24 protein-coding genes and 2 pseudogenes are annotated in these 26060 nt (G+C 59.9%); 18 read left to right on the top strand and 8 right to left on the bottom strand.

From position 1 onward, the window contains the following. Positions 1 to 100 precede the first annotated feature (100 nt). From CVM52_RS09330 to CVM52_RS09315, 4 genes are read left to right on the top strand one after another with little or no spacing between them, the layout of a single operon-like run. Positions 101 to 1435, top strand: a complete 1335-nt coding sequence (locus CVM52_RS09330) for an amidase (protein ID WP_240620916.1) — start codon at positions 101 to 103, stop codon at positions 1433 to 1435. Further along, entirely contained in the window at positions 1396 to 2973 is a 1578-nt protein-coding gene (locus CVM52_RS09325) for an ABC transporter ATP-binding protein (RefSeq protein WP_100162239.1), read from the top strand. The genes CVM52_RS09330 and CVM52_RS09325 overlap by 40 nt, the downstream gene beginning before the upstream one ends. After that, complete coding sequence (locus CVM52_RS09320; RefSeq protein ID WP_100162238.1) at positions 2963 to 4015, top strand: ABC transporter permease; 1053 nt, start codon at positions 2963 to 2965, stop codon at positions 4013 to 4015. The genes CVM52_RS09325 and CVM52_RS09320 overlap by 11 nt, the downstream gene beginning before the upstream one ends. Further along, on the top strand, positions 4012 to 4953 hold the full coding sequence (locus CVM52_RS09315; protein WP_100162237.1) for an ABC transporter permease: 942 nt from the start codon (positions 4012 to 4014) through the stop codon (positions 4951 to 4953). Before CVM52_RS09320 ends, CVM52_RS09315 begins: the two co-directional genes overlap by 4 nt. A 149-nt stretch (positions 4954 to 5102) precedes the next feature. Here the strand turns inward: CVM52_RS09315 and CVM52_RS09310 are convergent. The 4 genes and pseudogenes from CVM52_RS09310 to CVM52_RS09295 form a co-directional block, all read right to left on the bottom strand. Next, positions 5103 to 5588: pseudogene (locus tag CVM52_RS09310) on the bottom strand (transposase); the annotation flags it as partial. Positions 5589 to 5720: 132 nt separating this feature from the next. After that, complete coding sequence (locus tag CVM52_RS09305) at positions 5721 to 6770, bottom strand: Ldh family oxidoreductase (protein ID WP_240620915.1); 1050 nt, start codon at positions 6768 to 6770, stop codon at positions 5721 to 5723. Continuing rightward, entirely contained in the window at positions 6751 to 7749 is a 999-nt protein-coding gene (locus CVM52_RS09300; RefSeq protein ID WP_100162234.1) for a 4-hydroxyproline epimerase, read from the bottom strand. Before CVM52_RS09300 ends, CVM52_RS09305 begins: the two co-directional genes overlap by 20 nt. Before the next feature lie 12 nt (positions 7750 to 7761). Beyond that, complete coding sequence (locus CVM52_RS09295; RefSeq protein ID WP_100162233.1) at positions 7762 to 9003, bottom strand: NAD(P)/FAD-dependent oxidoreductase; 1242 nt, start codon at positions 9001 to 9003, stop codon at positions 7762 to 7764. A gap of 258 nt (positions 9004 to 9261) precedes the next feature. Here CVM52_RS09295 and CVM52_RS28095 point away from each other — a divergent pair. The 5 genes and pseudogenes from CVM52_RS28095 to CVM52_RS09275 all read left to right on the top strand — a co-directional run. Further along, a pseudogene (locus CVM52_RS28095) lies at positions 9262 to 9429 on the top strand (ATP-binding cassette domain-containing protein); the annotation flags it as partial. Between the two features lie 16 nt (positions 9430 to 9445). Beyond that, positions 9446 to 9634, top strand: coding sequence for an ATP-binding cassette domain-containing protein (locus tag CVM52_RS27680; RefSeq protein WP_240620914.1), 189 nt, complete (start codon positions 9446 to 9448; stop codon positions 9632 to 9634). Further along, positions 9631 to 10524, top strand: a complete 894-nt coding sequence (locus CVM52_RS09285; RefSeq protein WP_100162232.1) for a dihydrodipicolinate synthase family protein — start codon at positions 9631 to 9633, stop codon at positions 10522 to 10524. Before CVM52_RS27680 ends, CVM52_RS09285 begins: the two co-directional genes overlap by 4 nt. Positions 10525 to 10586: 62 nt before the next feature. Then, complete coding sequence (locus CVM52_RS09280; protein ID WP_100162254.1) at positions 10587 to 12107, top strand: aldehyde dehydrogenase (NADP(+)); 1521 nt, start codon at positions 10587 to 10589, stop codon at positions 12105 to 12107. 280 nt (positions 12108 to 12387) lie between these two features. Continuing rightward, positions 12388 to 13035 (top strand): GntR family transcriptional regulator, encoded by a 648-nt coding sequence (locus CVM52_RS09275; RefSeq protein ID WP_205964918.1) that lies wholly within the window; start codon positions 12388 to 12390, stop codon positions 13033 to 13035. Positions 13036 to 13066: 31 nt separating this feature from the next. Here the strand turns inward: CVM52_RS09275 and CVM52_RS09270 are convergent, their stop codons facing one another. Then, positions 13067 to 13714: a TetR/AcrR family transcriptional regulator gene (locus CVM52_RS09270; RefSeq protein ID WP_100162230.1), complete on the bottom strand. Its 648-nt coding sequence runs from the start codon at positions 13712 to 13714 to the stop codon at positions 13067 to 13069. A 180-nt stretch (positions 13715 to 13894) separates the two neighbouring features. On the opposite strand from CVM52_RS09270, the gene CVM52_RS09265 reads away from it, so the two are divergent. The 9 genes from CVM52_RS09265 (at position 13895) to CVM52_RS09225 (ending at position 23073) form a co-directional block, all read left to right on the top strand. Then, on the top strand, positions 13895 to 15139 hold the full coding sequence (locus CVM52_RS09265; protein ID WP_240620913.1) for a metal-dependent hydrolase family protein: 1245 nt from the start codon (positions 13895 to 13897) through the stop codon (positions 15137 to 15139). A 52-nt stretch (positions 15140 to 15191) separates the two neighbouring features. Continuing rightward, on the top strand, positions 15192 to 16313 hold the full coding sequence (locus CVM52_RS09260; RefSeq protein ID WP_100162228.1) for a C4-dicarboxylate TRAP transporter substrate-binding protein: 1122 nt from the start codon (positions 15192 to 15194) through the stop codon (positions 16311 to 16313). A 46-nt stretch (positions 16314 to 16359) separates the two neighbouring features. Continuing rightward, on the top strand, positions 16360 to 16872 hold the full coding sequence (locus tag CVM52_RS09255; RefSeq protein ID WP_240620912.1) for a TRAP transporter small permease subunit: 513 nt from the start codon (positions 16360 to 16362) through the stop codon (positions 16870 to 16872). A 21-nt stretch (positions 16873 to 16893) separates the two neighbouring features. Then, positions 16894 to 18201, top strand: coding sequence for a TRAP transporter large permease (locus CVM52_RS09250; RefSeq protein WP_100162226.1), 1308 nt, complete (start codon positions 16894 to 16896; stop codon positions 18199 to 18201). A 116-nt stretch (positions 18202 to 18317) separates the two neighbouring features. After that, positions 18318 to 19301, top strand: coding sequence for a TRAP transporter substrate-binding protein (locus CVM52_RS09245; protein WP_100162225.1), 984 nt, complete (start codon positions 18318 to 18320; stop codon positions 19299 to 19301). 65 nt (positions 19302 to 19366) lie between these two features. After that, positions 19367 to 19891: a TRAP transporter small permease subunit gene (locus tag CVM52_RS09240; RefSeq protein ID WP_100162224.1), complete on the top strand. Its 525-nt coding sequence runs from the start codon at positions 19367 to 19369 to the stop codon at positions 19889 to 19891. A gap of 1 nt (position 19892) precedes the next feature. After that, a complete protein-coding gene (locus CVM52_RS09235) occupies positions 19893 to 21203 on the top strand; it encodes a TRAP transporter large permease (RefSeq protein WP_100162223.1) in 1311 nt (436 codons plus the stop codon). Then, positions 21196 to 21663: a GAF domain-containing protein gene (locus CVM52_RS09230; protein ID WP_100162222.1), complete on the top strand. Its 468-nt coding sequence runs from the start codon at positions 21196 to 21198 to the stop codon at positions 21661 to 21663. Before CVM52_RS09235 ends, CVM52_RS09230 begins: the two co-directional genes overlap by 8 nt. Before the next feature lie 504 nt (positions 21664 to 22167). Then, the gene (locus CVM52_RS09225; RefSeq protein WP_100162221.1) at positions 22168 to 23073 is read left to right on the top strand and encodes a LysR family transcriptional regulator; all 906 of its coding nucleotides are present in this window, start codon (positions 22168 to 22170) and stop codon (positions 23071 to 23073) included. Between the two features lie 13 nt (positions 23074 to 23086). Here the strand turns inward: CVM52_RS09225 and CVM52_RS09220 are convergent, their stop codons facing one another. From CVM52_RS09220 to CVM52_RS09210, 3 genes are all read right to left on the bottom strand, one after another. Further along, entirely contained in the window at positions 23087 to 23710 is a 624-nt protein-coding gene (locus CVM52_RS09220; RefSeq protein WP_100162220.1) for a glutathione S-transferase family protein, read from the bottom strand. Positions 23711 to 23760: 50 nt separating this feature from the next. Next, positions 23761 to 25701, bottom strand: a complete 1941-nt coding sequence (locus CVM52_RS09215; RefSeq protein WP_100162219.1) for a TRAP transporter permease — start codon at positions 25699 to 25701, stop codon at positions 23761 to 23763. Between the two features lie 52 nt (positions 25702 to 25753). Then, the coding region (locus tag CVM52_RS09210; RefSeq protein ID WP_240620911.1) for a TAXI family TRAP transporter solute-binding subunit at positions 25754 to 26060 on the bottom strand (307 nt) is incomplete at its 5' end.

Below are 26060 nucleotides of genomic sequence, written 5' to 3'. Positions count from 1 at the left end.
CTTTCAGGCAATACAGCCTGTGCCGTCCGGCCGCCGGGCAGGATGAGGCCAGTCGCCTCCGGTGACGAAGCCGTCCTGCACAAGTGACGACGCGGTCGGTTTGGCGAAGGACATCGCGGATGGCCGGCTGACCGCTGCGGCTGCCATGGCGGCCGCCCGCGCCCGGCTGGACGCGGTCGCGGATCTGGGGACGGTCTGCTGGCAGGCCCCGGATGCGGAGGTTGCAAAGGCCCAGTCCGGGCCGTTTGCGGGTGTGCCGCTCCTGGTGAAAGACCTGGGCGGCCCCTTTGCCGGGATCCCGATGCGCGCCGGGTCTTCGGCGCTGGCCCGGGTGACGGGCACCTCGGACAGTGATCTTGCGAGGCGATTTCGCGCAGCCGGGTTCCGGCCCTTCGGCGCGACAACGGTGCCCGAGTTCGGCCTCTCGTTGTCCAGTGAACCTGCCGTCGGACCGATTTGCCGCAATCCGTTCAACCCGTCGCTGAGTGCCGGAGGATCGTCGGGCGGCAGTGCGGCGGCGGTCGCTGCGGGGGTCGTGCCGCTGGCGCATGCAACCGACGCGGGCGGATCGATCCGGGTGCCTGCCGCCTGCTGCGGGCTGGTCGGGCTGAAGCCATCGCGGGGAGCCGTTCCCGCAGGGCCGGGCTTCGGCAATTTCCTGGGGGGTATCGCCACGGAATTCGCGGTAACGCGATCGGTCCGGGACGCGCAGGCGCTCTGGCCCTGCCTGACAGGCGCAGCGCGGGGGCCTTTTCCCGATCCGGCGCAGATCGCGGACAAGGGTCCGTTGCGGATCGGCGTGGTATCGGATGCGCGCGGGATCGAGCCCACGCGCGCCGCGGCCATCCCCGCTGCCGCTGCAGCGCTCGAGAAGGCCGGTCACGTGCTGATCGACATTGCCGCCGCTGACCTCACTCCGATCCGCCGCGCCTCGGCCCGCGCCTTTGAACGGATCATCGCCGCGAACCTGGCGACGCTGGTGACCTCGGGCCTGGACCCTGCCCAGACCGAGCCACTGACCCAGGCTTTCATCGAGCGCGGCCTTTCCATGACCGCACCCGAGCTATGGGCCGCCCAGGAGGATATGGCAGCCGCCGCCTACACGCTCTGGTCCGTGTTCGACCGGGTCGATGTGCTTTTGTTGCCGATGTTGTCCTCGGCGCCGCCGCCAATTGGCGCTTTTCCGATGGACCATCGCGACAGCGCCACGCAAATTGAACGCATGGATGAGTTTGCTCCTTTCGCTGCCCTTGCCAATATCACCGGTGCCCCGGCGCTTTCGCTGCCTTTCGGCGCAGATGAAGCCGGTCTGCCGCTGTCGGTGCAGCTGATCTCGCCGATCGGTGGCGACCTGCGGCTGCTGAGACTTGGCGCGGCGCTTGAGGTCGAGGGGCGATGGCAGCATCCAATCCCTCTGTTCGGAGGTGCCTCGTGACCCGCGTGCTCGAACTTTCCGGCATAACCAAGCGGTTCGGCCATGTGACGGCGAACGAAGACGTGTCGCTGCACCTGGACAAGGGAGAGATCGTCGCGCTTCTGGGGGAAAACGGGGCCGGGAAGACGACGCTCACGTCGATCCTGTTCGGTCATTACGTTGCCGACGCGGGGACGGTCCGGGTTGAGGGGACCGAACTGCCGCCGGGCCGGTCTCGCGCGGCGATCCGGGCGGGTGTCGGCATGGTACACCAGCATTTCGCGCTGGCCCCGAACCTCACCGTTCTGGACAATGTGATGACCGGCACCGAACCCCTATGGCGGCTGCGCTCGAACCGCGCGGCGGGACGGGCCAAGCTTGTCGCTCTGTCCGAGAGGTTCGGCCTGAAGGTCGACCCGGATGCCCGTGTCTCGGAACTGTCGGTCGGGGAATGCCAGCGGGTCGAGATCCTGAAGGCGCTTTATAACGACGCGCATATCCTGATCCTGGACGAGCCGACCGCCGTGCTGACCGCGCAGGAGGCCGAGAGCCTTTTCGCCACGCTGCGGCAGATGACCGAGAACGGTTTGTCGCTGATCTTCATCAGCCACAAGTTGCACGAGGTCATGTCGGCCTCGGACCGGGTTGTCGTGCTGCGGCAGGGCAGGGTCGAGGCCACGCGGCGCACCAGCGAGACCACCAAGGAAGAGCTGGCCGAGCTGATGGTGGGGCGCAAGGTCGACCGGCCGTCGCGGCCGCCGGCGACGCCCGGCAAGGTCCTGCTCGAAGCTGTCGATCTGAGCCTGTCGGGCAAGGGCGGCGCGTCGCTGCACGACGTGTCGTTCCGATTGCGGGCCGGGGAAACGCTCGGCATCATCGGGGTATCCGGGAACGGCCAGACAACCCTTGCCGGGCTCGTGTCGGGGCTGTTTCCGCCAGACAGCGGTGCGCTGCTGGTCGAGGGGAAGCAGGTCACCGTCTACGACGTTCCGCATGCCATCTCGGCCGGTATCGGGCGCATCCCCGAGGACCGCAACGCCGAGGGCACGATCGGCGACATGACCACTTGGGAAAACGTTGCGCTGGAACGGATCTGGTCGTCGGAATTCTCGTCCCGCGGGATGGTCCGCCGCGCCGCCGCGCGCGCTGCCACGGAAAAGATCATAAAGGCGCATGACGTGCGTGGCGCCACGGTCGACGGGCGCATCCGGCTGCTGTCGGGCGGAAACATGCAGAAGATAATCCTGGGCCGTGTTCTGGATGCCGAACCGGACATTCTTGTTGCCGCCCAACCCAGCCGGGGTCTGGACGAAGGCGCCATCGCGGGCGTGCACGAACGCCTGCTGGAGGCGCGCGGGCGGGGGGCCGGGGTGCTGCTGATCTCGGAGGATCTGGACGAGGTGATCGCCCTGTCGGACCAGGTCTGCGCCATCGTTGGCGGCAGGCTGTCCCCTGCCATCCCGGCGGATCGGGCGAATGCGCAAATTCTGGGATTGATGATGGCGGGCGACTGGTCAGTGGCCGGGGCCATCGAGGCGGAGACAACGAATGCGCTTTGAACGGCGGGAGCACCCGTCACGCCTGCTGACGATCATCGCTCCGATCGGCGCCATACTGGCGGCGCTCCTTGTTGCAGGCCTTCTGATCCTGATCGCGGGGGCTCCCCCCCTTCGCGCCTATGCGCTGATCCTCAAAGGGGCCTTCGGATCGGGCCTTGGCCTGTCCGAGATGCTGACGCGCTCCACGCCGCTCATCCTGACCGGGTTGGCGGCGGCGGTCGCGTTCCGTGCCCGGCTTTGGAATATCGGCGGCGAGGGGCAGTTCTATCTCGGTGCGCTGGGGGTGACCGCCTTCGGGATGATACCGGCCATCGCGGCCATGCCCGCGCCCGTGGCCATCGTAATGTGCCTGCTGGTGGGGGCCGCAGCGGGCATGGTCCTGCTGCTCATTCCGCTTGGTCTGCGCCTGAAATTCGGCGTCGACGAGGTTGTGACGACCCTGTTGCTGAACTTCGTCGCGGTGCTGTTCGTGTCGCTGATGATCGAAGGGGCGATGAAGGATCCTCTTGCCTTCGGCTGGCCACAGTCGGTGCCTGTGCCCGACAACGTCGTCCTGCCCAAGCTGATCGAGCGCACCCGCCTGCACATCGGCCTGCTGATCGCGGTGGCCATGGCCGTCGCGGTTTGGTGGCTGCAATCGCGCACGGTCTTCGGTATCCGCGCCCGTGCCGCCGGGCTGAACCCTCGCGCCGCCGCTTTTGCCGGCGTGCCGCTGGGCCGGACCCTTGTGATGGTGGCCTGCCTGTCGGGCGGGCTGGCGGGCCTGGCCGGGGCGATCGAGGTCATGGGGGTCAAGGGCTATGTCACGACCGACCTGTCGCCGAACTACGGCTATTCCGGGATCGTCATCGCGATGCTGGCCAACCTAAACCCGATCGGGGCAATCTTCGCCGCGCTCTTCTCGGCCATCATGTTCGTTGGCGCGGACAGCATGTCACGTGCCCTGTCGATCCCCTCCTACATCGCGGATGTCACCGTGGCCCTGTCGCTGCTGACCATGCTGGTCGCGATCTTCCTGGCACAGTATCGGGTGCGGCGATGAGCGTTCTGCTTGATATCCTCGGGTCGGTCGGCATGTGGGAGGCCGTCCTGCGCATTGCCACGCCTCTGATTTTTGGAACGCTGGGCGTACTGCTGTGCGAAAGGGTCGGGGTGCTGAACCTCGGGATCGAGGGGATCATGACCTTCGGCGCCATGCTGGGCTGGCTGACGGTCTATTCCGGCGGGGACCTCTGGACCGGCATGCTGGTCGCGGCGCTTGGCGGGGCGATGTTCGGCTTCCTGCATGCGCTGCTGACCGTTCCGCTTGGTCTCAGCCAGCATGTGACGGGTCTTGGCATCACGCTTTTTGCGTCCAGTTTCTCCTACTATGTCTTCCGCCTTGCAATCCCGACCGCCTCATCCCCGCCGACGATCGAGCCGTTCCGGCCGCTCGACATCCCGCTGCTGTCGGATGTTCCGTTTATCGGGCCGGTGCTGTTCAACCAGACCGCGCCCACATACCTGGCGTTGGCCTTGGTCGCGGCGCTGGTCTGGATCCTCTACCGTACGCCGCTTGGCCTTGCGATCCGCATGGCGGGCGAGAATCCGCATGCCGTTGACGCGCAGGGGATCGACCCGATCTGGCTGCGCATCGGCACGATCATGGCGGGTTCGGCGCTGATGGGCATGGCCGGAGCCTTCCTGACCCTCGCCGCCTTCAACTCTTTCTTCCCGACAATGGTGCAGGGGCGCGGCTGGATCTGCGTGGCGCTGGTGGTCTTTGCGTCGTGGAACCCGGCCCGGGCCCTGCTTGGCGCCTTGCTTTTCGCGTTTTTCGACGCGTTTCAGCTGCGCCTGCAAACCGTCGTCGAGGGCGTGCCCTATCAGCTGTTCCTGATGCTGCCTTACGTTCTGTCCATCGTGGCGCTGATCGCGATGGCGCGCCGTTCCCGCGTGCCACAGGCGCTGATGCAACCCTATCGGCGCGGCGAGCGGTAGGGTCTGGCGCGGCTCGTCAACTTGGCGACCGCAATCCCGACTTAAAGCATGCGCGCCAGGGCGGTGTCACCGACCCAACCGGTCGCACAGCGGCCCCGATCCGGTTTGTGCACCGGATCGGGCTGTATCGGCGGTAGTGCAGGGGCGGCGTCCGGGCGGAAGAGAATACTGACATCCCGGTCAAATTTAGGAGGCCGTTTCTTGCGGGCATATTTCGGCCGGCGTGCCTTGCGATGGTTCGGGAGATACCACCAGAGCTCTTGAGCCATGCCTTCCTTTGAGTAGACGTAACGATAGATCGTCTCCTGGCACACGCGCGGCCGGACGCCTTCGTGGATCATGCGGTTGCCGATTTGCTCGGGCGTCCATCCATTCTTGAGCCGGTCGATCACGGCGTGCAGCAGAACCGGATGGCGGATCAGCTTGCGTTGCCGTGCGCGTCGATCAGCCGCCATGAAATGTGCCGCCGCGCCATAATAGCCATCACACTTCGGCATGCATTCGTCGGAGAAGAAATTCCGTTTCAACTCCCGATAAATGGTCGCTTTCGAACGCTGCAGGACGCGCGCCATCTCCCGAACAGGGACTTTGGCATGTCTCCAACGTTCAATTCTGCGACGTTCTTCGATGCTCAGTTGCGTGTAGACGGCTTACCTGCCAGACTCTCCTCATTAGATAACCCTTTGGTTTCTAATAGGATTCGCACTTGAAGGTAGCGCGCGCCGGCTACACACGCCCAAGCGTATAAGGCGTCTTATGTTATTTTCTTACTGATCCAGGTTGGGATCGATCATTTCGATTTCGTCTGCCGTAAGGTGAATCCCACTGCTTAGAGAGCGTTTACGTGCCTCAAAGCGGCGCTGGGACGGAAGCCGCGCACCCTGTCGCACAATTCCATCGAACAGGCCTTCCGCTCGGACGGCCGCTGCGACTGAGGATTGGGCGGAGAAGCGGTCTGGATCAAAGGCGAGAATAAGTTCACCGTGTCTTGGCGCAAGTGTGGTGGTTCCCAGCTCATCAAGCGCTTCAGAGCTAGTTAGATCTCCGATCATGGCAGCGGCTAGCAGCTCGATCATCGTGGATATCGCCGATCCCTTGTGGTTTCCAAACGGCAACATGGCGCCGCTCAAGGCGGCATCCGGGTCGGTTGTCGGGGCGCCCTCCGCGTCGAGCGCCCAGCCTTCCGGGATCGGCTTGCCAGCCCGCCTGAGGATCTCGATTTCTCCACGTGCCGCGACGCTCGTGGCGAAATCGAATACATAGGGGGCTGCATCAGGACGTGGCCAGCCAAAGGCAAACGGATTGGTGCCAAGGAGAGGTTTCGTGCCGCCTGTCGGGGCAACGGTGGCATAGCTCGGGCACATTGCCATGCCCACAAGGCCATGTTCGGTGATGGCTTCGACCTCAGGCCACAGTGCAGCAAAATGCACGCAATTGTTTATCGCAACGGCGGCCAAGCCATGCTTCCGCGCCCGCTCAACCAGATGTGGCAAGGCAAACTCGAAGGCGGCATTGGCAAAGCCGCATTTCGCATCGACCTTAATGATTGGCCCCGAGCATTCCACAACTTGAGGCACAGCTGTTGGGTCGGCTTTTCCTGCAGCAGCCGTGCGCAAGCAGCCAGCGATGCGATAGACCCCATGGGACTTGCAGCCATCTCTTTCCGCTGCGGCAATGACTCTCGCGATTGCACCAGCCTGATAGGAATTGAAATTGGCCTCCCGGAAAACGTTCTCGATTAGGGAGGTTAGTGCTTCATAGGTGAATGTTTGAGCCAATACTTTCTCCATCCGTCGTTCAGCGAAGCTGGAAGCCATGCATCAGCGGGTCCCGGTCGTCGACGAAGATCGTGTTATGACCGATCACCCGTGCCCAGCCTGCTACACTTGGCAGAATGGCATCTTGCTTGCCGATCATCGTCTCCCCTTCGATGCGGCAATCGAACATTGTTCCGATGATGCTCTCGTGAACAAATCGATCCCCAACCTTGAGTTTGCCGCGCGCGTGAAGCTGAGCCATGCGCGCGGAGGAACCGGTGCCGCAGGGCGATCGATCAATCGCTTTCTCGCCATAGAAGACGGCATTGCGCGCGTCTGCTTCAGGAGCCTTGGGCGCATCGCACCACATCACGTGACTGACGCCTTGAATACGGGGGTCCGTGGGATGCACGGGGCGCAGCGCCTTCTGTGCGGCCGCCCGTACGAGAGGGCTCAGGCGCATGATCTCCGCCACCGGCATAGTATCGAGGCCTGCCCAGTTTTCCTGCGGCTCGATAATGACATAGTAATTGCCCCCGTAGGAGAGGTCGACCGTCAGCCGTCCAAGGGTTGGAACCTCAATCGTAACGTCGCGCGCATGTAGATAGGCCGGAACGTTGAAGAGTCGGACCTGATCAACCAGATTGCCAGTTTGGGTATACTCGATTTCCACCTTTCCGGCGGGCGCTTCGATGGCAATCCGGCCGGGGACCTTCGGCACGACGAGCCCCTCTTCCAGCACAGCCGTGACGGTGCCGATGGTGCCATGACCGCACATCGGAAGACAGCCGCTAACCTCGATAAAGAGAACGCCGATGTCGCAGTCCTCGCGCGATGGGGGGTAGAGGATGGTGCCGGACATCACATCATGACCGCGGGGCTCGAACATCAGGGACTGCCGGACCCAGTCATGGTCCCGTTGGAAAATCTCACGCTTCTCCGCCATCGAGACGGCTGGAAGCTGCGGCGCACCCCCTGCAACAACGCGAACCGGGTTGCCACAGGTATGGGCGTCGACGCAGAAGAATGTATGGCGCATGTGGGAACCTCTTCAGAAGCGTTGGATGGAAAACGGGGCAAGGTCGATCGAAGTATCGCGGTTGGCAATTATATCGGCGACGAGACGACCGGTCGTCGCGGATTGCGTGAGCCCTAGATGGCCGTGTCCGAATGCATAGATAAGGCGGCGGCTTCTTGGCGAGTGCCCAATCACCGGCAGGCTGTCTGGTGTAGCGGGCCGATGGCCCGACCACTGCACACCTGCTTCCTCGACAAGCCCAGGCAGATAGGCCCGGGCCAGGTCCAGCAAGGCATCAGCGCGTTTCATGTTTGGCGCCGAGGTCAGCCCACCGAATTCGGCAGCTCCACCAATCCGAAGACCGCTGTCAATTGGTGTGGCGACGAACTTGCGTTCGGCGAAGATGATCTCGCGAGTAACATCGATGCCAGGATGCGGCAAAGTTGTGTTGTACCCACGTTCGCTTTCGAGGAGAACCCTGTCTCCGATACTTGCTGCCAAGGGCTTGGACCAAGCGCCGGCTGCGACAACAGCCATTGCGCCGCTGACGCTGCCGCCGCCCTGCAACATGACCGTGGCGGATGCCTCTTGGATCTGTACCGCGATGGCCTTGCCCTTTAGCATTTGAACTCCCTTGTCCCGCAGGTTCTTCATCATACGGTTGTGAAGCTTGCGAGGTTCGGAGACCTGCGACCATTGCGGTGTGAAGACTGCCCGTTGGACAATTTTGCTCAGGGCAGGCTCCAGTTCTCGGGCTTGGGGGCCACTCAATTCCTGGCACTCGATCCCATGCCTGCGTTTGAGGTCCCATTCCCACTTGTCTTTTTTGAAAGCTTCGTCAGTTTCATAGACTGTCAAAGCACCCAAGCGTTTGAGTTCGCTAGAGAGGCCGTTTCGCTCCAGCATCGGCAAGAGATCATCATAGGTTCTGCCGTTGAGGTCGGCGAGAGCGGCGGAAATGCGGTTCATCTCCTCGGATCGGCAAACCTGGGAGAAGCGTAAGAACCAAGGCATGAGCGCTGGAGCATGGCTCCAACGCAGCGCCAGCGGCCCAAGTGGATCAAGCAACCACCCAGGTACTTTCCAAAACACGCCCGGCGATGATGCAGGGATGCACTCCGTAACGGCGATGCCCGCAGCGTTTCCGTAAGATGCTTTGTCTCCCTCATGGTCAGGGTCGATTACGCAAACGTTGTGACTCTCTGCGGCCAAGAAATCTGCGCAAGCGAGGCCCACAATCCCCGCTCCCACAATGATGATGCGGTCCTCAGACATCGATTCACCTCACGATTGCTCTTGCACGCAGATAACCCTACCTGAAAGGCATTGACAACTGTCAATTGGATCCAGTTTAACGGGCCGCAAGGTTGTTGGCGGATTCGAAAACCAGGAAAACAGGGGGAAAACCAATGAAATCACGTTTTGCATCCGCTTCGATCACACCGGCGCGTGCCATAACAGTGGCCGTCTCGCAGCCCTGGTGCATCGCCTCGTGAAAACAGTTCCGCCACGTGAAGCGCCGATCTCGCCCGTGAACATCTCGACCAGTTTTCCGCCAGCCTCTCCGGCGGTCAGCAACAATGCCTCCCCATTGCCCGCGCTCTGGCGATGACGCCGGAATACATGCGGTTCGACGAAGTCACCTCTGCCCTCGCCCCTGTATTGCTCGCGGAGGGGCTCGATACCATTCGCAAGATCTAAGGACAGGGGCACGACAATGATCAAGGTGACACATGGCATCACATTCGCTCGGGAAAGTGCCGACCACGTCGCGGTCTTCGACCAGGGGGCGATTTGCGAGATCGGCGCGGCGCGGCAGGCGATCACCGCACCGAAAGAAGAACGGACGCAGCAATTTCTGCAGCACGTCCTCCATTTATCCCCACTGAGAAAGGAAATCTCATGACCATCTGGAAAGGCGTTTTCCCCGCCGTTACCACGAAACTTACCGAAAACGGCAAAGTCGACATTGACGCAACCAAAGCCAGCATTGATCGCCTCATCGAGAACGGTGTTTCCGGTGTGATCGTTCTGCCGATGCTGGGCGAGAATGCATCGATGGAACTGGATGAGCGCGAAGCGATCATCCGTGGGGCCGTCGAAGTCGCCAATGGTCGGGTGCCGGTTCTCTCCGGTCTAGCCGAGACCACTCTGATGCGAGCGCAAGCAAACGCGAAACTCTATAAGTCCTGGGGAGCCCAAGGCCTCATGGTCTTCCCGAGCCTTGGTTACAAGACCGACGATCGGGAAACTGTCGCGTGGTATAAAGGCATCGCAAGCGCGACCGACCTCCCGATCATGATCTACAATAACCCGATCGCCTACGGCGTCGACTGCACGGTCGATGTCATGCGCGAACTGGTCGATACGCCCGAGATCGTCTGCATCAAAGAAGAAACGGGAGATGTGCGCCGGGTCACTGATCTGCGCATTGCCTTCGGCGAGCGCTTCAGCCTGTTTTGTGGCGTGGACGACCTGATTGTCGAGAGCTGCGCGCTCGGTGTGACAGGTTGGGTTTCTGGTATGACCAACGTCTGGCCGGCGGAAGCGGTTAAGCTCTTTGGCCTTTGCCAAGAGAACGAATACCCCGAAGCGCGGAAGCTCTACCAGGTTCTGACCCCGTCGTTTCACCTAGATGTTCATGTGAAGCTCGTCCAATACATCAAGCTGGCCGAGCACCTGGTTTACGGTGCGCCCGAATGGGTGCGCGCGCCGCGGCTTCCTTTGGTCGGTGACGAGCGTGAATACGTTGTCTCCACCATTGAGAAGGCGATCGAAGACCTCAAGCATCTCTGATGCGCTCGGGCGGGGGCTTTGGAGCCCCCGCCTTTTATCCAGTCACCCGGAAGGAATACATCATGATCGAAGGTTGCAACCTGATCGGCGGCGCCGCACTCGCCGGAACTGGCATTGAAATTCATGCGACCGAAGCTGCCAGTGGAAAAACGCTAGGGCCCGCGTGGAAAGGCGCTTCGGATGATGACATCTCGCGTGCCTGCAACCTTGCCGCAGCGGCATTCATTCCGTATCGCCAGACAAGCGTGGAGGAACGAGCGGTGTTCCTCGAGACGATTGCGGAAAATATCCTGGCGATCGGCGATGAACTCGTCACAAGGTGCATGGCGGAAACCGGCCTACCGCGCGGCCGGATCGAGGGCGAACGCGGCCGAACGATGATGCAGTTGCGCCTCTTCGCGGAAGTTCTACGTGACGGAAGCTATCTCGACATCCGTCACGACCCTGCCTTGCCCGACCGAAAACCCGCGCCCTGCCCTGACCTGAGGCTGATGAACCAGCCATTGGGCCCGGTGGCGGTATTTGCAGCTTCGAACTTCCCTTTGGCGTTTTCGGTTGCCGGCGGTGATACCGCGTCGGCTCTAGCCGCAGGATGCCCGGTGCTTGTCAAGGCACACTCGGCGCACCCGGGGACCTCTGAACTGGTCGGGCGGGCGATCGTGGCCGCGGCCGAACATTGCGGTATGCCGGCAGGTGTTTTCGCGCTGCTGTACGGTCCGGGAAACGCAATTGGTCAGGCGCTTGTCGCACATCCGACCATTAAAGCAGTGGGCTTCACCGGCTCTCGCGGTGGTGGCATGGCACTCATGCGAACTGCAGCGGCGCGTCCGTGTCCCATTCCCGTCTACGCGGAGATGAGTTCGATCAACCCCGTCTACTTATTCCCCGGAGCGCTCGCCGAGCGCGCGGAAGAAATTGCGAAGGGCTTTGTCGGATCACTTACGCTTGGCGCGGGGCAATTCTGTACCAACCCCGGCCTCGTCATTGCCGTTGAGGGTGTGGGGCTGGATCGGTTCTTGAACGCCGCTTCGGAGTCCCTGAATGCTGCCTCGGCCCAGGTCATGCTGACTTCCGGCATCTGTCAAAGTTACACCGAAGGTGTCAGAAAGCTGAGCGAACACCCGGCTGTTGCTGAAGTTGGACGAGGCACGATCGGTAGCGACACACAGGGCCAAGCCGCCCTGTTCCAGGTCGATGCGGAGACATTTCTTGCAGACGCCAGTTTGCATGCAGAGGTCTTTGGCGCCGCTTCATTGGTCATTGTCTGCAAAGATACCGGTGTCTTCAGACAGATTGCCGAGGCGCTGGAAGGTCAACTTACCTGCGCCCTGCACATTTCCGAAAGCGATCACTCCCTAGCAGCCGACATGATGCCGACATTGGAGGAACTGGCTGGTCGCATCCTCTGCAATGGCTTCGGAACGGGTGTCGAGGTTGCACATGCAATGGTCCATGGTGGTCCCTTCCCCGCGACCTCGGATGGTCGCTCCACCTCGGTGGGTAGCCTGGCCATCGCTCGTTTCCTACGGCCAGTATGCTACCAAGATTTCCCCATTGGGTTGCTTCCAAAAGCATTGAGGTAGCGCCAAATAATGTCAGGGGCCGCGGTCGTCGCCCCTGCCCTCAAGGCTGCAACGTGCTGCCAGAAGGACACAGAAAATCGGTGCGTGGAACGAAGTCGATACGGCGCCCTTTGCCGAGAAAGCGAAGTCGGCATGGCATCAGCTTAGGCAACCTCCAAAACTCTTTGGAGAAAACTTAGGTATACTCGTTGCTATCAGTAGTGTAGCACATGAAAGTCAATTGGATCCAACATTACAGGCTTGAAGCACGATGTCTCATCCCTCGCACCGTTTACAGCGAATGAGCCTGCCGGAGGCGGTCGCAGCGTCCCTTCGTGAACGCATTCTCAACGGGGAGTTCGAGCCAGGCGAAGCCCTAGTGCAAGAAGCTTTGGCGGCGGAATACGAATGTAGCCGTATGCCGGTCCGGGAAGCTTTTAGGCAGTTAGAGGCGGAAGGACTCATTATCACGAAGGTCCACAAAGGGGCCTTTGTTGCGTCGATACCTCCCGAGCAAATCATGGAGCTTTTCGAGCTGCGAGCAATGTTGGAAACTGACATGTTGCGGCACTCACTTCCTGCGCTTACGGAGGAACATCTCCTTGTAGCGGAAGCAAAATTGCAGGAGCTCGATCACGCCTACAAGCAAAACGAGATCACGCGATGGGGCGCTCTGAACTGGGAGTTCCACAAAAGCATATATGCTGCTGCGAATAGAGTACAAAGTCTGGCTATTGTCGCCGGCATCAATGTCCAGATCGAGCGTTACATCCGCCTTCAGTTGTTGCTGAACCAGACCTTCAGCACTGCGGAGGCCGAACATCGTGAATTGTTGGAGCTATGTCGTGCCCGCGATGAGAAGGCGGCGGTTCTTTTATTGGAAAGGCACATCATCAACGCAGGGCGGGAGTTGGTCGCCTCACTGCAGGCAAAGAAGGCGACCAAGTGACAGCCTTACCAATCACGTAACCGAGGACAAATCAATCTGTTCGGGTGTTGAGGTTCGCCAGCTTAGCCACGAACATTTCCTTCCACATTGCGACCAGAGATCGCTCGGTAAGGGCAGTGCCATCGAAGAACCGGTTGACCGTGATGCCTCGCAGTATGCAGAGGTTGAGTTGCAAAAGGTTCAGAACGGCGTCGCTTCCCAGATCGGCACCGAGCAAGGCGGCGGTCCTGATATCCCTAGATTCTGCCCAAGGCCCAAGCGTCTTTCGAAGTCTCGTGCTCAACTCTTCGTCTTTCCTAGCGGCGAGCATGAGTTCCAGGATCGCATGATAGGTTTCTTGCGCAAATAGGCCTTGCCACAGCGCGTCGATCAAAACACCCGGATCGAGCGCGCGGACTTGGTCGACCTCCGTGAAGGGCCACTGATCCTCCCAAGAATTTAGCAAATGCGCGTAGGCGGCGACCAGAAGATCGTTGCGAGTCGGATAGTGATAGTTCACAGCCCCGCGCGACATGCCGCCGGTTTCCGAGATTAGCTTGGTAGACACACGCTCATAGCCGACATCTGCTAGGCATTTGAGCGTAGCATCACAAATTCTCTTCCTCATTTCCTCTGATTTTTGTACTTGTCGCGACCCTGGTTGAGTCGCTGAGATTTCCATTTTCGCCATATTTTTCATTTATCTATGTTGGAGCTCTGAAGGGGTTCTCCGCAGTTCTGTCATGATAGCGCAAGTCGAAGTTCAAAAAAAACAAGTTGACCGACTTTTTTTACGATGCTTAGATTGGATCCAGTAGCCAGTGTGTAAGCGCGAGTTCCTGTGAAGCTCGGGCCACACTGTAGGAAGAAGGATTTCGGTTTGGCTCAGCCCAACATGATCATAAGAAACGCCCGCATCGTTGACGGAAGCTCCGATCGTGCTGCGGACCCAGTAGACATCAGGATTGAGGATGGAAAATTCGTCGAGGTCGCAAGCGGCTTGACGGCAGGTTCCGTCAGTACAGAGATTGACGTTTCCGACAAATACGTGATGCCGGGTCTCATTGACTGCCATGTGCACATCGTCGCTGCGACGACCAACCTTGCAGTCAACGCAGCGATGCCTAACTCCCTTGTCGCCGCCCATGCGTACCGCCTGATGAATGACATGCTGATGCGCGGATTCACCACGGTGCGGGATCTGGGTGGCGCAGATTATGGTTTCGTTCGTGCCGTCAACGAAGGTATCGTTGCTTCCCCGCGTCTGGTTATTTGTGGCAAAGCATTGTCGCAGACTGGCGGACATACGGATTACCGTGGCCCTCATCACAATCGGGATGTAAGCCACTATCCGTTACAGATTGGCTCTTTGGGTCGCGTTGTCGACGGGGTGGCCGAGGTTCAGCGGGCATGCCGTGAAGAGCTTAAGAACGGCGCAAATTTCATCAAGCTGATGGCAAACGGCGGTGTGTCATCCCCGACTGATCCCATCCACGCGCTTGGATTTGCGCGCGACGAAATTCTCGCAGCCGTCGAAGAAGCAGAGAAATTCCACACTTACGTGGCGGCGCATCTTTACACCGATGAATCAATTCGTCGGGCGCTTGAGCTCGGTGTGACCTGTGTCGAGCACGGAAACCTGATGTCCAAGGAGACGGCAGAGTTGCTGGTCGAGAAAGGCGCTGTCGTCGTTCCCACCAATATTGTCTTCGACGCGCTGGAGCGTGAGGGACAAAAGTACGGCATGGTTCCGGAAGGCGTGGAAAAAAACCGGCAAATTCGGGAAGCCGGCCTTGAGCGTCTGGAAATGCTCCAAAAGGTTGGCGCGACCATGGGCTATGGGTCGGACCTTATCGGGGAACTTCAAGGTTATCAGTCCGATGAATTTACCCTTCGCGGCCGCTATTTGCCCGCTCACGAGGTGATCCGATCTGCCACGCTAAACGCCGCGAAAGTGCTGCACATGGAGGGCGAAATCGGGGTCATCGCACCCGGGGCCCATGCTGACCTTGTCGTCGTAGAAGGCAACCCGCTTGAAGACCTTCAGCTTCTGACCGGCCAAGGCCGGCATATGTCGCTGATCATGCAAGGCGGACAGCTGAAGAAGAACCTGCTCACCCACTAAAAAACAAACGGCGGGCGGCACGGACTGCCCCATTCCAACAAGGAAGATCCACGTGAAAAAGACACTCATTTCAGCAACGGCCGTGCTGTGTACAGCTCTCCCCGCGTCGGCCGGAACCTCGTTCATCGCCAATAGCTTTTTTGACGGTGCGCACCCACTTTCTAAGTATGGTTACACCGAATGGGCGGAAATGGTGAGGGAACTCTCGGATGGTGCTTTGGAGCCCGAGGTTTTCACCGGTACGGTCCTGCTTGCTCCGCGAGCTGCCTTGCAGGGTATTCGCGACAACGTCGTCCAAGTCGCTTATCACGCCGCAGTCTACACGCCGTCAGAACTTCCGGTCGCAAACGCGATTCAAGAACTTGGCTTCAACTACTCCGATCCAATCGTAGCGACCTTCGCAATTACTGACTTCTCGATGCACAATGATGCTCAGTTGGCAGAATGGGACGAGCAAGGGATCGTCTATCTCGGCGGCTACTCCACGCCGCCTTACATTCTCATGTGCTCCGAACCGGTGCGCAATCTGGAAGAGCTGAACGGCAAACGCATCCGCACCGCCGGCTCGGCCGTCTCGGCCTGGGTCGAGGCCGCAGGCGGCATACCGGTGAACGTCCCCTCGTCAGAGATGTACACCGGGCTCGAGCGCGGGACGCTGGATTGCGCTACCAATGCAGCGAGCGATCTTGTCGACCGTTCCCTGATGGAGGTTGCCGAGCATACCACCCTTGTGCCGACCGGCATGTACTGGTCGGGCCCGAACTGGGGGGTCAATCCTGACTTTTGGGTAGGCCTCCAGCCCGAGCTTCGGGGGGTCTTGATTGAGGCCTCCGCCCGCGCCATGGCCCGAACCGTCATCAACTACACGGCTCAGGCTGACGCAGCGCTGGAAACTGCCAAGGACAACGGTGGCAACGTCTATACCCCGGAAGCCGACCTTGCGGTTTCGATCGAGGGATTTCGCGCAACTACGCTGGAGAGCGTGTACGAAAAGGCAACTGAAACGTACGGGCTCGGCGACGCCAAGACGGTGATCGATGATTTCCGCGCAAAGATGGACAAGTGGACCGCCTTACTGGCTGACGTGGACACCACTGACGAAGACGCTCTGACCGCACTTGCGATGTCCGAGATCTACGGCGACATCAACCCGGTCAGCTACGGCGTCAAGTAACCCTATCCACAGACAAACCGTTGGAGGCCCCGGACGGGGCCTCTGATTGCGTAGACCCGAAGAAGGTGCCGCGATGCAGACCCTGATCCGCTGGACCAACCTGGCCACTATGGCGCTCGCCTCCGCCTTCATGATCCTGATGATGTCCCATATCACCGCTGACGTCGCCCTGCGGTTCCTCTTCAATGGCCGCCTGATCGGAACACTCGAGATCGTCTCGTTCTACTACATGGTGGTGATCGTCTTCCTGTCGCTCGGCTACGTCGAATTGCGTGGCGGACATATCCGGGTCGATCTATTCGCCAAGATGATGCCCCAGGATGTGCAGATTGGGCTCTACGTCCTGGCCTGCGGTGTCGGGCTGGTCTTTTTCGGAATGCTTTTCTGGCAATCGCTGCACGACGCACTCAGCGCCACGGCCCGTGCTGAGGAAGCGATGAGCAACTTTACCTTCTACATCTGGCCCGCCCGTTGGGCCCTGCCCCTCGGCTTCGCCGGCATCTGGCTGGCGGTGCTGTCGAACCTGCTGAAATCCGTGACGCAGCGACGCGCACTCTAACCGCCGAGAGGACCTGAAACCATGAGCAATCTCGATATCGGTATCATCGGCACGGCCGTCGCCCTCGTCCTGATCGCCGTGCGGGTGCCGATCGGCGTTGCCCTCGGTCTCGTCTCGATCGTCGGCATCTCGCAGATGTTCAACATGAACGTCGCCTGGGGCATGATTTCTGCCACGCCGTTCGACTATGTCGGCCAATGGGAGCTGTCGGCGGCGCCGATGTTCCTGCTGATGGGGTTCCTGTGCTCGTCCACGGACATGACGCGCGGGCTGTTCCTGTCGCTGAGGCTTTACCTTGCGCGCCTGCCGGGCGGTCTTGCAATCACCTCGGTCGGAGCCTGTGCGTTCTTCGCGGCAGCCTCGGGGTCGTCCGTTGCCACGGCCTCGGCCATGTCGCGGATGGCTGTGCCCGAAATGCTGCGGCAGGGTTATGACCGGGGCCTTGCCACCGGAACGATCGCGGCCTCGGGCACGCTCGGCTCGCTTATACCGCCCTCCGTCCTGCTGATCCTTTACGGGGTCTATGCGCAGGTGTCGGTGGGCCAGCTTTTCATGGCCGGCTTCGTGCCCGGCATCCTGTCGGCGCTGATCTACATGGCGATGATCGTGGTGCGGGTCAAGTTGAACCCCGCGCTGGCCGGCGAGGCGCCCCTGCCGCCGACCGAGGCAGAGCGCCGCGAGGCCCTGCGCGATGTCTGGCCGCTGCCCACGCTGATCCTGCTGGTGCTGGGCGGCATCTTCTCGGGCGTGTTCTCGCCGACCGAGGCCGGCGCTCTTGGCGCCTTTTTCGCGGCGATCATCGGCGCGGTTCGGGGCAAGCTGACCCGTAAGGCAGTGATCGAGGCTGTGACACAGGCGGCCGTCTCGACCGGGTCGATCTTCATCATCCTGATTGGGTCGCTGTTCTTCACGCGGTTCCTTGCGCTTTCAGGCCTGCCAGCGGCCTTCTCGAACGCGATCCTTTCGGTTAGCAGCGAGACCTGGTGGATCCTGTTCGCCGTCGCGGTGATCTACCTCGTGCTGGGGATGCTGATCGACTCGATCGGGCTGTTGCTGCTGACGCTGCCGATCCTTGTGCCGCTGGTTCAAACCACCGGGATCGATGCGATCTGGTTCGGGATCATCATCGTCAAGTTGCTGGAGATCGGCCTGGTGACCCCGCCGATCGGGCTCAATGTCTACATGATCAACGGGGCGCTGAACAATACGGTGACCCTGCCCGAGATCTTCCGGGGGATTTGGTGGTTCCTTCTCATGGATCTCGCGACGCTGTTGATCCTGATCCTGTTCCCGGCGCTCACGCTTTGGCTGCCATCGCTGGCCTACTGAAAATACAGAAAGGAGATCGCTTCATTCCACTCGCCCCGCGTTCCCGAGCTCATTGAGATGTCACGTAACGACAGAGCCAAACGCCTTCATCACAATAGTCTACAACAGGGAAACCAATGAATACCCAAGTACTCACCTTCTCGCTTGCCGTCCTTGCTGCCGCACCTGCCATTGCCGAAACGAGGATGGACTTAGCCAATGAATACCCCGCAGGCACGATCCACGCAGACATCGCCGACGAGTTCATCAAGGAACTTGCGGAGCTGACCAGCGGCGACGTCACGGTCACCGCGCACCATGGTGGTGCGCTTGGCTATCGATCTGCCGACCAGCTTGACGCGGTTGGCGATGGCGCTGTTCAAATGGCCAGCTCCTACTCGGGCGCGTGGTCGGGCATCAACCCGATCTTCCTCGCATCGTCCCTGCCCTTTGTGGCTCCGGGTCTAGACCAGACTCGTACCCTCTATGAACAAGCCAAGCCATTCTACGAAGCCGCTCTGGAAGAAAACAACCAGGTCCTGCTCTATGCAACGCCCTGGCCGCCGTCAGGCATTTGGTCCAAGATGCCGCTAGCCACGGCGGAGGATGTCGCCAATCTGACCATCCGTACATCGGATGCTCTCGGCGTTCAGACAATGTCCAACGCCGGCGCGCACCCGATTCAGCTTTCGTGGACCGATGTCGTCCCACAGCTGTCGACGAATGGTATCAATGCCGTTCTGACGTCGGCGGACGGCGGCGTCTCGGCGCAGTTCTGGGAGTATCTTGAATACTATTCCGAGCTCAACTATGCGCTGCCCCTGCAGGTGACCCATATGAACCGGGACGCCTTAGAGGCGCTCAGCGATGAGGATCGTGCAGCACTGCTGGAGGCTGCCAGCGCAGCCGAGGCCTATGGCTGGAACCTCATTACCGAACGCCTGTCCGACAATTACGCGAAGCTGGCCGAAGAGGGTGTCGAGGTGTCTTCCGCTCCTTCCGAGGAACTGGCTGCTCTGTTCGCGGAAGCGGGGATGCCGGTTGTCGAAGAATGGAAAGCGAATGTCGGCGAAGACGCTGTGACCCTCCTTAACAACTATCAAAAGGCACTTGGCAACTGAGCCAGCAGAAAACGTGCGGTGAGCGATCTGTAGGTCGCTCGCCGTAGTTTCAAGGAAGGGACCCCATGCCAAAATACCTCAATCCTTTAATCCAAATCGTCGGAGGGGCAGGCCTGGCCTTTGCCGGGCTTCTTCTTATTGGCTCTGTGTCTATCATCTTCTTGGAAATCCTGCTGCGCACCGCATTCGGGACATCGACTTTCATTGTAGATGAACTGGTGTCTCATGCGGTTGCGGGCACTACCTTCTTTGCTCTCCCATACGCGTTGAGCCAGGGCGGTATCCTGCGGATGAGCCTTGTTCTCGACAAAGTTGGGGCCGGTGCCCGGCGCGTCCTCGACGGATTGACGCTGTGCTTCGGACTCGGCGTGTTCGCGTTCATCGCCAAATTCGCCTGGCTTCGGGTCGAGCGGTCCTGGGAACGTGGCTCGACATCGAACTCGGTCGTAGCGTTTCCCTTGTGGATCCCTGAGGGCCTTCTGCTGCTCGCGATCATCTTGGTTCTTCTGCAACTCTTGTTTCTCTCTGTTGGCCTGCTTTTGGGACGTCCGCTGCTGGGAGATCCCGAAACGGCCATGTTGGAGGAATGAAATGGACGCCTTCGTTTATGCCTCTGCCTTGCTTGGGCTGATCATTGCTTTCCTGATATCGGGCGTCTGGATCTTTATCGCCTTGATCGCGGCCAGCGTCGCGATGCTCTATTTTGCCCTGGGAATGGATCCGAACCGGATCGGTACGATCGCCTACAGCATCATGTATCGGGCAGCGAACTCGTGGGAACTTTCAGCCATCCCGCTATTCATCTGGATGGGCGAGATCATCTTCAGATCCGATATCTCGGAACGAATTTTCCGGGGCTTGGCGCCCCTCGTATCGCGCGTGCCTGGGCGTCTGCTTCACAGCAACGTCCTGGGATGCACGCTTTTTGCCGCGGTGAGCGGGTCGACGGCGGCGACGACCGCCACGGTCGGCAAGATCACAACAACCAAGTTGCGGGAAGCCGGCTATAACGAAGCCCTTTCGCTTGGTTCACTTGCTGGCGCCGGGAGCTTCGGCCTGCTCATCCCGCCATCCATCGTGATGATCGTCTACGGGATCATGGCGGAGGTCTCAATCAGCCGGCTGTTTGCGGCAGGGGTGATTCCAGGCCTGATGCTGTCCGCAATCTTCTCGGGGTTCATCATTGCCTACGCCTTGTTGAAACCCTCGGTGGTCCCGCAAGGGGCGCCGCGCCTGACCTGGCGGGATATCGTCCGAGGGCTAAAGGATTTGCTTCCAATCACGACCCTGATGATTGTCGTGCTCGGCTCCATCTACACGGGCATTGCAACGCCATCAGAAGCCGCCGCCATCGGCGTATTGGCCGCCCTGATAATCGTGGGGGTTACGGGGCAGCTTTCGGTCAAACTGCTTTCGGACTCCCTGAAAGGAGCCCTTACGACCAGTGCAATGATCTGCAGTCTTCTGGTCGCGGCGGCCTTTCTGTCCACCACAATGGGGTACCTTCACATCCCGGGTGATGTCGCCCGCGTCATTCAAGGGCTAGAACTATCGCCAGCCATGCTGATCCTGATCCTGACGGTGTTCTACATCTATCTGGGGCTTTTTCTCGATGGTGTCTCGATCATCGTTACTAGCCTGCCGATCGCATTGCCCCTCGCGATATCCGCGGGCTTCGATCCCGTGTGGTTCGGTATTTTCCTGATCCTGACCGTCGAAATGGGACAGATCACACCACCAGTCGGGTTCAATCTGTTTGTCATCCAGTCTCTTACGGGTAGGTCGATCGGACGCGTGGCACTCTATGCGGCCCCGTTCTTCCTGCTGATGCTGGTGGCCATCGTTCTTCTAACGGCTTTCCCGGAGATCGCTCTTTGGTTGCCCGGAGTGCTCTATGACTGATCTTCTTGAAACAATGCCAGGTACCGCCGAGGTCTTCACTCGCTTTGGCGAAGACTGCGCCCGGAGATTCGGGTGGAGAATTTACACGGTGTTCTCGTGGGAGCACGGCGACCGCGACGTCCTCCGGGTCTGGTCGAACAATCGGCAGAAGTATCCTTTTCCCGCATTCAAGCCGATGGGCCCCACGCAATGGGGACAGGACGTGCTTTATGGCGGGCGAAGCTGGGAAGGTTTCACCTCGGAGGATATGAGGTTTGCATTCCCTGACCATGAACTGATCGCGTCGTTCGGGTGCGCAAGCTGTCTGTCGGCGCCAATACTTGAAAATGGCAGGGTGGTCGGCGCTGTGAGTATACTGGACGTCGAAGGAGCTTATGGCCCTGGAGATTCAGAATTGCTCTTGGTTAAGGCATATGAACTGGTTGAACCTGTACGCAGTGCCAAAGGTCAGTTGCTTTAGTACCAGACTCTAGCAACCCTGCTCCGGAAATTGGAAGCACTCCAGTTCCGCCCAGCGATTTGGAGAGAGGGCTTCGCAAGAAAGCATTGTGAGATCGGGCCTCAACGGAAATTCGGCGCGAGAGCCAGATTAAGGCAAGCCCGGGTGTCGGGTTTGAAAGGATAGAAAGAGCCTCTTCCGGGAGCTGAACAACCGGTTCCCTGACATGGTGCGAAACGCCGGGGAGAATGCCGTGGCCGCCTGGCTCGATGAAGCCGAGGACAGCATGCTCTCATCCCTCGTCCGCGGCCTTCGTAGCGACCGGGCCGCAATTGCCGCCGTAGTGCGGGAACCCGGTCGAACCGGCAAAGCGAAGGGCAGCAACTCTTGCCTTTCTGCACGAATTCACCCGTTCGAAGATATCTTGATCTGAATTCACGCTTGAACGGTGTTCCAAGACTTGACAGCAAAGTCGCTCACGCAACCACTCAGCAAAGACAGTAATCTCCGCCAAGGAAACCGTGTGTGAAACCCCAGCAGTTGAGGTATCTCGTCGCCGTCGCGGAGAATGGAAGCCTGTCTCAGGCTGCGCGCTATCTTGGCATTGCACAGCCGGCGCTGTCTCAGCAGATCCAGGCGATCGAGGGGGAACTCTCGGTCCAGCTTTTTGACAGAACGGTACGCGGAACGATCCCCACCGCTGCCGGAACGGTGATGATCGAACATGCCTATTCGCTTCTTGAAAGGATGGATCAGGCCACGCGAGACGTGCAGCGCCTGAGCCACGACGTGACCGGTGACGTGTCGATCGTTCTGACGTCCTTTGGCATCGCCGACCGAATTATGCCTGATCTGGTGCGCAGCCTGCACCTGCGATATCCGAAAGTCCGCATCACCGCCCGATTGGTGGCCAGCCGTGAGGCAAAAGCTGCGTTGGCCAACGGTGACTATGATCTGGGCATCATTCCGGCGGATGAAAAAGTGGGCAGCATCAACGCCCGGCATTTCGCCTCTCAGGCCTATTATCTGTTCCAGGCAGGCAAAGTGCCACAGGGTTCGCAGACTTCCGCGGATGAGGCCATCACGTTGCGCGAGGCGGCGAAGTTGGACCTGGTTACGCTCCGACCGGGGGATCCCTTCCAGGAGGGACTTGTGGCCGAAGCGTCCCGGCAGTCGGTTCCCATTGCTTCAAAATACGAGGCGACTTCTTTGGTGATGATGCACGGTTTTGTCGAGTCCGGTATCGCTGCGGCCATAATCCCTTGGCTGGCTGGACGTGACAAAGTTCTTTTGGGCCGGATGACGGCGCGAAAAATTGTCGATCCGTCCTTCCATCTGGACTACCTGCTGGCTTGGCCGAAGCAGCGACCATTGCATTTGGCTGCGGAACGGGTCGCCAATCTTCTTTCCGAAATCGGTCACACGCTGTGAAGCAGGCCAAACGCTAGCAGTGCAGCGCCGCTATTCTCTGGATCGGGGGACGGGCAAGCATTGCGTCGGCGTGCCTGCGAATTTCGGGAAAGATGTTAATGTCGACACCGTCACCCTCCAGCCAACGCGAAATGGTGAACAGATAAGCGTCGCAGACCGAGAAACTGTCTCCCAGCACCCAAGGTTTCTTCAAATAGTGCGCCTGGATAAAGGCAAAGCATTCGGACATGTTTGATGCGACCTTTGCTGCCATGCTGGTGCGGCATTCGGCGCAATCCGACCATCGGCTTCCGCGCCGTCGATGGGCATGGGCGACGTGTACGGTGCTGGATAGGTAGGCGTTGAAACTCTGTGCCTTGGCGAATTCCAACGTGTCCGTTGGCATCAGCGACAGTTCGGGGTTGATCTGGGCAAGGTAGCTGAGGATCGCCGGCACTTCAGTTAAGACAACCTTTTTCTCACCCTCGTCCAAGACCAGTGCGGGCACCCGACCCTTGGGATTGATCTCGAGAAACTCGGGCGTGAACTGGTGCTGGCTGTCGAGATCCATCTGTATCGCCTCGTAGGGCTTTCCGATCTCTTCCAGCACCAGGTGAACGGCCATAGAGCTGCTGAGTTTTGAGTAATAAAGCTTCATCGTATTCTCGATCTTGGAACCGGGTTGGAAGGTGGTGCGTGCGCGTCGGTCTATGCGCGTTGCCTGACAAAGAGCACGGCCCCCAACAGCGCGGCCATCAGGACGATTGGAAGCTGGAAGATGTCGACCGTGCTGATTGCGGCGACTGCCAGGAGCAGCAGGCGCAGCAAGATATTTGAGCCGCTCCAGACACCACTGCCGGCGAAGACGATATTGAGCGCGAAGAAGAATACCAGCATGGCGCCGATGCGCAGGAGCGTGGCGAACATATTGTCACCGCCCAGCAGGATTTCTGGATAGTAGACGAGGAAAAACGGGAGGATGAAGCCGGGTAAGCCAAGACGCACCGAGTGCATCGCTGTGGCAGCATAATTCCCCCCTGAGATTCGTGAGGCGATAAGTGACGCGAGCGCGATTGGCGGGGTGATCGCGGACATTGCCGCGAAGAAAAAGACGAACATGTGTGCAGCAAGAAGGTCAACGCCGTAGCTGACCAGGGTTGGCGCCCCGAGCACGGCGACAAGCGTGTAAGCCGCCGGGGTCGGCATGCCGAGTCCGAAGACCAGACAGGTCGCGGCGACGATACAGAGCAAGGGGAAAAGCCCGAGGTTCTCAAAGCCCAGCACCATGTGCGACAGCCGCTGGGCCAGGCCGGTGACCGTCATCATGTCCACAATAATGCCGATGACGGCGATTACCGCGGCAAGCTGCGCGCCACTTTTCACCCCGTCCAGCACCCCCTCGTAGAGACGGCGGCAGAAGATGGCGATGCCATGGCCCAGATCATCGCGGTTCAGGTAAAGCTGCTTGAAGATTTCGGCAACGGCCAGGAAGCCGATGGCGATGATGGCCGAGCGCGACGGCGCTACCTGTTGCAGCAGAAGAATCGTGAGCAGGATGACCGCCAAGATGAGATGCGCGAATTGGCCGATGTCGGTCTTCCAATCCGGCAGGTCGCCAACCTCTTGCGCGACGGGGGAAGAAAGGCTTTCCCGTGCCGCTGCCGAGAAATGCACGGCCAAGATCAGATTGACGTAAAAAACAACTGCCGGGATAGCTGCGGCAAGCATGACCGTGGAGTAGCTTGCGCCAGTTATCCCGACGATCAGGAACGCGGTCAGCCCCATGACCGGCGGCATGAACTGCCCTCCGGTGGAAGAGACCGCCTCGACAGCGCCGGCTTCTTCCGGGCTGAACCCTGTTTTAGTCATCAGCGGGATCGTGATGGTGCCGGTCGACGCGACATTGGCCACGGTACTTCCCGAGATCATGCCCATGATCCCGCTGCCAATGATGGCAACCTTTGCCGGGCCGCCGCGCGACATGCCGCTGATCCGTCCCGCCAGCCGCAGCACAAAATCGATGCCACCGGTGGATTTCAGCAGCCCGGCAAGCAACATGAAGATGAAAATCATGGTGCCGGAAAGTCCGGTCATCGATCCCAACACGCCCTGGAAGTAGGGTATCGAGGTGTAGGACAGCAGCCTTTCCAGCGACATGCCGCCGTGAAACAGCAGGTTGCTGGAAAAGAGATGGCCGAAATAGCCATACAAAAGTGCCAAGATAGCCAGGGCTGGGATGGTGAAGCCCCAGACGCCCTGGGCCGCAAGCATCACAGAAACCAGCAGAACCACACCCACCAACATGTCAGCGCTGGATGGGCCGAACAGACGGTCGTTTATCAGCGCGTCATGCATGACGAACACATAGGCCAGTACCGCCAGGGCGGCAGCGACCAGGGCCAGGCAGAGAATCCTGCGCGCCGCGTTCGCGGTGGCCTGGAGACCGACAAGCGATAGCACCACGAGCGAGAGGCAAAGGTGCAACGTGCGGAACAGTTCCGGCGGTTGCCAGAGAAACAGAACCTGGCCCACGTGCAACAGGGCGTAAACGAATACCAGTGCACCCAGTGTTGCCCCGACCAAAGTTTTGAGATCGGTGCCACGACCGTTCTGACGGCTCATCTGCCCGGTCAGGTCTGCCTCGGACATGCTCGCTGTCTTTCTGCTTACGCCCGGATTGCCGCTTGCCTTGGTCACCGAGTTAGACCTCGGCTATGATCAACTCTTCGCGCCAGGTTCCCTGCTCCTTGAAGTACTGGGCCGCGCCGGCGTTGACCGGGAATGAGGGGAGAAGGTTCAGCACCGCGTCTTCGGGATTTACGCCCGCAAGGGGAACGCCAAAGCTGCGCACTTCCTCGGCGTTGTCGAGAATGGTCTTGGTCACCTCATAGCCGATCTCGGGCGTGACCCGGTCGTCAGAGCCAAGGATTCTGACCTGCCCCCCTTCGGTCCCTCGTTCATAACGAGAGTCTGCGGGTTTGATCTTGATAATCATGGGTTTCGGTTTG

The organism is Pseudooceanicola lipolyticus (assembly GCF_002786325.1).
Taxonomy (GTDB): domain Bacteria; phylum Pseudomonadota; class Alphaproteobacteria; order Rhodobacterales; family Rhodobacteraceae; genus Pseudooceanicola_C; species Pseudooceanicola_C lipolyticus.
This window is presented reverse-complemented; position numbering and strand designations above follow the sequence as displayed.